Genomic DNA, 6,512 nt, shown 5'->3' with positions numbered 1-6,512 from the left:
CCACAGGTGTGTCTGCGATATCACCCATCTCCCCGTGGATGGCGGGAAGTTCCTCTACCTGGCCACCGGCATCGGCCTCGCTTCACTCCGCCTGCGTCGGCTGGCGTTCGACGACGCCTGCCGCAGAGCATCGACGCGTTCCGTTGGCTGCACCGCTACGACACCCGACGCCGTCACGAACACGAAGAGGCGAAGCAGTGCGAACCGGCCGAGTCCGGCCAGCGCCGATGCTGTCAGGTACACCACCTGCTCGTGCAGCGTGCCGGGGGTGGGATGCAGAACGAGCATCGCCGCGGTCGTGGCCATGTACGCGGCCACCGCTGTAGTGGCGGACTGCACGTGGCGACGTATTCCGCAGCGCTGTCCCGATCCGAAGGTGAAGCGGGCATGGAGTTCGGTGGCGAGGATGGTTGCCGCGACAGTGATCAGTGCGTTGGCCAAGACCCATGGCATCTGCATCGCGAGAAGGGGCACCGCGGCGCTGGAGGCGATCCCCAAACCGCCACCGCAGAGCACAAAGCGAGCAAAGACGCCGACCCGGACCATAGGAACCGCTCTCCCCTCGTAGGTGACCATCCGGGAAACAGCAGTCGGGTCAGCGACCAGCCGACGTGCTGGTCGGTGACCCGACTGTCAGTGCGCCACCTGTTGGCGGTCTCAGATGAGAGGGTGGCGGATCCGCTTGAGGCAGAAGAGGGCCAGCAGTCCGGCGAGCACGAGGTATCCGGCCAGCTCGATCCACTGGAACGTCCAGTAGCGATCCGCGGGCTGGTAGCTCACATTGAAGTGCAGGTTCTTCTTGCCCATGCAGGCCACTTCCTCCGCGTAGTTCGAGCCGGAGGAACAGTCGCTGATCTCGGATTCGGTGACCTGCTTGCCCTGCGCGTCGAGCAGTTCATTCTCGGAATCCAGTACCCAGGCACCCGGGATCGCGAAGTCCACGACATTGACCCCACTGCTACCGATGTTGATGCTCGGGCTCTGGGAGATGTCACCGCTCATGGCCACCGTCTCCTTGACGGGTGGCTGAATGTGCGGTCGGACGGCGAAGGGCACCACGATCTGGATGGCCGCGAGAACCCCGAGGGTGATCGCCATGGCCGGCATCGTGCGACGTACCAGGAGACCGATCGCGGTCGCCAGGACGAAGGCGAAGAGGGCGTAGCCGATCGGGGTGATGTTCCGGGAGATGAAGGACAGGGCACCGAACCTGTTGCCCTCCACCTCGTCGTACGGGCTGGCAGCCCAGGTGAGGAGCAGGCTGAGGAGGCCGATCAGAGCCGCACTTGCCAGGCCGATGAACGCGAGCTTGACGGTGAGCCAGCGGTTTCGGGTCACACTCTGGTTCCAGACCAGACGGTGAGTGCCTGTTTCCACTTCACGCGTGATCAGTGGTGCGCCCCAGAAGATCCCGATGATCGCGGGGACCACCACGAGTACAACGCTGACAAGAATGACTTGACTCTCGTACTGCCCCAGAAAGTGCTGTCTGGCGGATGAGCAGTTGGAGGTGCATCCCGCAACGTCACTGTCGTAGGAGCTCCGGATCTGCATCCCGAGGATGACGATGTAGATCGCGATGGCGGCCAGGGCACCCGCAGCTGTGAGCGCCTGGACACGGAACTGACGCCAGGTGAGCCAGATCATCGGTGTGCCTCCAGCGACTTCGGAGCCGTCCCCGCCAGGGAAGCGTTTGCCGCTCGGCTCATGTAGGCGAGGATGATGTCCTCGAGATCGAGATGTGAGGCCCCCGAAATGGAGTAGGGGATCGGCCCGGGTGAGTGCACGATCAGCGTGCTCTGCCGGGTGGCGTGCTCGGCCTGGATGACCTCGATCTCCGGAGGCAGGTTGTCGAAGTCTCCGGGCGCTCCCACCAGGCGGTAATGGTGGGCCACGAGGTCATCGGCCTCACCGGCCATTTGAACGCGACCCGAGCCCATGACGATCAGGTAGTCGCAGACCCGCTCCAGGTCGCCGAGCAGGTGCGAGGAAAGCATGACGCTGGCCTCGAGCTCCGCCACGAACTCCATGAGGTTCTGCAGGAACCCGCGCCGGGCCAGCGGGTCCAGGGCTGCAACCGGCTCGTCGAAGATCAACAGCTCTGGCCGTTTCGCGGCTGCCACAGTCAGGGCGAGTTGGGCACGCTGCCCCCCGGAGAGACCTCCGGCTTTCTGGTCGAAGCCGAGGTTGAGCTGCCGGATCCGCCGCTCGGCTAGTTCCTGGTCCCAGCGCGGATTCAGCTTGGCGCCCATCCGGAGATGCTCGGCGATGGTCAGGTTCGCATAGACCGGGGTGTCCTGCGCCACGAAGCCGACACGCGCTAACTGCGCCGCGCTGTCCGCCGGCTCGCTGCCGAGCACCTTGATGCTGCCCTCGGTCGGTTTGACCAGCCCACAGGTCAACCCCAGAAGTGTGGATTTGCCGGCGCCGTTCGGGCCGACGAGACCGATGACCCGGCCCATCGGAATCTTCAGATTGCAGTCGGTCAGAGCCTGATGGCGTCCGTACCGCTTGCCGAGGCCGTCGGCCTCAAGGACGAGCGTCATTTCCTCACCTTTACGGCAGTTCGGAATGTGGTCATGAAGAGAGCCTCGATGCTCTCTGCGTCGAGCCCCGCGCGGTACGCCTTGTCGAGCCATTGCTGCAGCTCCTGACGCAACGGCTCGTGCGCCGCAAGAGAGTCATCCGTGAGGGTCCGGGTCACGAAGGTCCCGACTCCCGGACGTGGTGACACAAGGCCCTCATGCTCGAGTTCTCGATAGGCCTTGAGGACGGTGTTGGGGTTGATCGCCACCTTGGCGACGACTTCCTTGACCGTGGGCAGCTGGTCCCCCACGTTCAGCAGGCCCAGCCGCAGAGCCTGGCGGACCTGCTGAACCAGCTGCGCGTACGGCGCCACGCCGGTCTGAACGTCCACGTGAAAGTCGATCAAGGCGCTATCCCCTCCCTCCTTCATTTAACTAGGACCCTAGCACAATAGGTAGCTAGCGGCGTTGAGAATTCGAGAGACGTGACGGCTGTGCACAGCGCAGGACTGGTGGGACACGACGAGGCCCCGTCCGAACCGTTCGTTCGGACGGGGCCTCGTCGACTGTCAGGACGCGTCGAGAGCTACCTCAAGCTTCGGTTCACCGTCACTGCGAGCGCAGCCATTGCGACATGACCTCCCATGCCGACGCGAGCACGTCTGGCTGGACCATGTCCGAATGCTCGCTGGGCAGACGGACGACGGACATCTCCTTGGTGATGTAGGGCTCCCATGGTGCGGTCGGGCGGAAGCTCGCCGGCTTGCCCTGCTCCGCGACGAGCAGCAGCGCATTCCCGTCGAACCGGCCGTACACATGCTCCGCCTTGATCACCGCATTGTTGCGGTACGCGCGTGCCATGAGCTCGAGTTCCTCATCCGTGAAGCCAGTGAGAAGGTGGCCCAGGTCGGCACGGATCCTGCGGACCAGCTCGGTGTTGTCGTCGAGCTCGGCGCCGCTCCCATCGTCCGCTTCCTTCTCCCTGTCCGGCGCATGCTCTCCAGCACCGTGAGCGTCCAGTCGGCCCGGCGGATAGGCGTCCATGAGGATCAGCGACACTTCCTCATCCTCGGCGCGCAGCCGTACGGCAATCTCATGCGCCGGAGTCCCCCCGAAGGACCAGCCCACCAGGTAGTAGGGACCGGTCTCCTGCAGCGAGCGGATCTGCTCGACGTACCCGGCAGCCATCTCCGCCACGGACCGCGACAGCTCGCCCTTGCCGTCGATCCCCGGAGCCTGGAGCCCGTACAGCGGATGGTCGTCCGGTATGGAGCGGGCGAAAGGCAGGTAGCACCAGCTCAAGCCGCCTCCGGGATGAACGAAGAAGAAGGCGGGTTTGGCACCGCCGGTCCGGATCCGGAGGAGTCCGCCCAGCGCGTCCTGAACGGACGACAGGTTCAGCGTGCTCATCAGTCGCGCCGGCGTGGGATTGGTGATCAGATCGCGCATCGACACCGACACGCCCCTGGCCCGGAGTTCCTCCATCAGCGTCACCGCCAGGAGCGAGTGCCCTCCCAACGCGAAGAAATCATCGTCGACGCCGAATGCCGGCACGCCGAGAACCTGAGCGAAGGCCTCGCACACCGCCTCCTCGAGCAGGCCGGCTGGACCTCGACTCCGCGACGGGTCTACGACGGACCCCGCCGTGTATACAGGCGCGGGCAGAACCCTGCGGTCGAGCTTGCCGTTCACCGTCAACGGCAGCGCATCCAGTACCACGACCGCCGACGGCACCATGTACGTCGGCAGCCACTCGGCCGCGAACTCCCTTACGGATCCGGCCAGTGCGCCGTACTCGGAGTCTCCATCGGCCGGAACGACATAGGCGACCAGACGCTTGTCACCTGGGGCATCCTCGCGCGCGAGGACCGCGACCTGGCTCAGCTGCGGATGGCCGTCGAGCACCGACTCGATCTCGCCCGGTTCGATCCGGAAGCCACGGATCTTCACCTGGTCATCCGCACGGCCGGCAAAGGTTAGCTGCCCTTCGGCCGTCCACCGTGCCCGGTCTCCGGTCCGGTAGAGCCGCGATCCGTCCGCGGCGAACGGATTCGCGACAAAGCGCTCCGCCGTGAGTCCTGCACGCCGCACGTAGCCACGGGCCAGTCCCACGCCGGCCACATACAGCTCGCCGGCAACACCCACCGGTGTCGGCTCCAGATGCTCGTCCAGCACGTACACGCGGGTATTCACCACCGGTGAACCGATCGGGACCGTTGATGCCTTGTCGTCGCAACGCCAAAGCGTCGCATCCACCGTGGTCTCTGTCGGTCCGTACGAGTTGAACATCGCCCGGCCCCGCGCCCAACGCGCCATCACTTCCGGCGGGCACGCCTCGCCCGCCACCACCAGAACCGTATCCGTGCTGATCGAGGTCTCGTCGAGGGTCGCCAGCACAGCCGGTGGCAGCGTCGCGTGTGTCACCCGGGCCTCGGTCAGGAACTCCGGCAGCGCGGGGCCGAGCCTCCGCTCACCCGGGACCACCACCAACGCCGCCCCCGACAGCAGAGCCATCAGCCACTCCCACCCGAAGGTGTCGAAGGCCGCCGACGCGAACTGCGCCACCCTCGCCCCCGGGCCAACCCCCAGGTATCGCACATGGCCCGCCACCAGGCTCGCCACACCCACATGCGAGACCAGCACGCCCTTCGGCCGCCCCGTCGAGCCAGATGTGTAGATCACGTATGCCGGGTGCTCCGGTCGCAGCAGGCCGCGCTCGTCGCACGAGAGCGCCGCGGCGTCGAGCGCTGCCACCTCCGCGGCGACGTCCGCATCGTCCAGCACCACCATCAGCGAGTCCCCAGCAGGTACCACCTTGGAAAGGGTCTCCGAGGTCAGCACGATCTCCACACCGGCGTCCTGCATCACGTAGGCGATACGCTCCGCCGGATGTTCCGCGTCCAGCGGCACGTACGCACCGCCTGCCTTCAGCACACCCAGCAGCGCCACCTGCAGGTTTACACCGCGCTTGAGGCACACGCCGACCAGCGACTCCGGACCGACCCCCAGGCCGGTCAAGTACCGGGCTAGCCGGTTCGCACGGGCTTCCAGCTCCGCGTACGACACCTCGACATGCCCCGACACCAAGGCCACCGCCTCGGGAGCACGCGCCACGTGAGCCTCGAACAGATCCGGAACAGTCCCTACCGCGACCGGTGCGTCCGTGTCGTTCCACTCCGTCAGCATGCGACGACGCTCGCCCGCATCCAGAATGTCCACCGCCGCGAACCGGCGGTCTGGAGCATCCTGCAAAGCGGCCACCAGGCTGCCCAGGCACGTGTGCAGCAATCGGCAGATCAGCTCCGCATCCACCGCTGCCACCGCGTCGACCGTGAGACCGAATCCGGTTCCAGCGTCATCGACGGCCACGGTCACCGGGTAGTTGGTCACCTCACGTGTCCGCACCGTACGGATTCCCTCGAGCCCGGTGGCGCCCTTCTCCTGCCCGGTCAGCGCGTTCACGTTCTGCCTGTACCGGTAGTTGAAGATCGAGGTGAACAGTGGGCTGCCGCCCGCCACGCCGCTGGCCTGCTGCGCCACGGCTAGCGGGGCGTGCTCGTGGACCAGGAGCTCTGCAAGCTGATGCCGTAGGTCCGACAACGCCTCGCCCACGCCGGACGATCCCACCCGCACCCGCACCGGCAGAGTGTTCAGGAACAGCCCCGGTATGCGGTCCGCGCCGGCTCCGGCGTTCATCCGCCCGAACAAGACGGTCCCGAAGACGACGTCATCCCGGCCACTGACCGCCGCCAGCACCCGCGCCCACGCCAGATGGAACACCGTCGCCGCACTCACACCCAGCGAACGCGCCGCTTCCCGCACCTGTCCGCCGACTTCCTCATCCACGACAAGGTGCGCGCGCACCACACCGCTGCCGTCGCCGTGGACGTCCAGCAGGCCGTACGGGGCCGTGGTCTCCTCCACATCGCCCAACAGCTCGGCGAAGTACCGCTCATGCTCCGCACGCGGCACACCCAGGCGGGCCTG

At 66.3% G+C, this 6,512-nt stretch carries 5 protein-coding genes; all 5 read right to left on the bottom strand.

Translation table 11 applies throughout. The annotated features are described in order from the left end of the window. Positions 1–54: 54 nt before the first annotated feature. On the bottom strand, positions 55–576 hold the full coding sequence (locus tag ACFULQ_RS48220) for a GtrA family protein (RefSeq protein WP_383557959.1): 522 nt from the start codon (positions 574–576) through the stop codon (positions 55–57). Between the two features lie 81 nt (positions 577–657). Beyond that, positions 658–1,647, bottom strand: coding sequence for an ABC transporter permease subunit (locus tag ACFULQ_RS48215; protein WP_383557956.1), 990 nt, complete (start codon positions 1,645–1,647; stop codon positions 658–660). Further along, positions 1,644–2,546, bottom strand: a complete 903-nt coding sequence (locus ACFULQ_RS48210; protein ID WP_383557954.1) for an ABC transporter ATP-binding protein — start codon at positions 2,544–2,546, stop codon at positions 1,644–1,646. The genes ACFULQ_RS48215 and ACFULQ_RS48210 overlap by 4 nt, the downstream gene beginning before the upstream one ends. Then, positions 2,543–2,956 (bottom strand): GntR family transcriptional regulator, encoded by a 414-nt coding sequence (locus ACFULQ_RS48205; protein WP_383557951.1) that lies wholly within the window; start codon positions 2,954–2,956, stop codon positions 2,543–2,545. The genes ACFULQ_RS48210 and ACFULQ_RS48205 overlap by 4 nt, the downstream gene beginning before the upstream one ends. A gap of 178 nt (positions 2,957–3,134) precedes the next feature. Continuing rightward, positions 3,135–6,371, bottom strand: coding sequence for an amino acid adenylation domain-containing protein (locus ACFULQ_RS48200; protein ID WP_383557948.1), 3,237 nt, complete (start codon positions 6,369–6,371; stop codon positions 3,135–3,137). Between the last annotated feature and the right edge of the window lie 141 nt (positions 6,372–6,512).

Source organism: Streptomyces sp. NPDC057253 (assembly GCF_042669125.1).
Lineage (GTDB): Bacteria > Actinomycetota > Actinomycetes > Streptomycetales > Streptomycetaceae > Streptomyces.
The sequence above is the reverse complement of the archived record's forward strand: the minus strand, read 5'-3'. Positions and strand labels throughout refer to the sequence as shown.

Excerpts from the sequence above, each read along its gene's own strand:
- ACFULQ_RS48205 (WP_383557951.1), bottom strand. The coding sequence starts at position 2,956 with ATGAAGGAGGGAGGGGATAGCGCCTTGATCGACTTTCACGTGGACGTT.
- ACFULQ_RS48220 (WP_383557959.1), bottom strand. The coding sequence starts at position 576 with ATGGTCACCTACGAGGGGAGAGCGGTTCCTATGGTCCGGGTCGGCGTC.
- ACFULQ_RS48215 (WP_383557956.1), bottom strand. The coding sequence starts at position 1,647 with ATGATCTGGCTCACCTGGCGTCAGTTCCGTGTCCAGGCGCTCACAGCT.
- ACFULQ_RS48210 (WP_383557954.1), bottom strand. The coding sequence starts at position 2,546 with ATGACGCTCGTCCTTGAGGCCGACGGCCTCGGCAAGCGGTACGGACGC.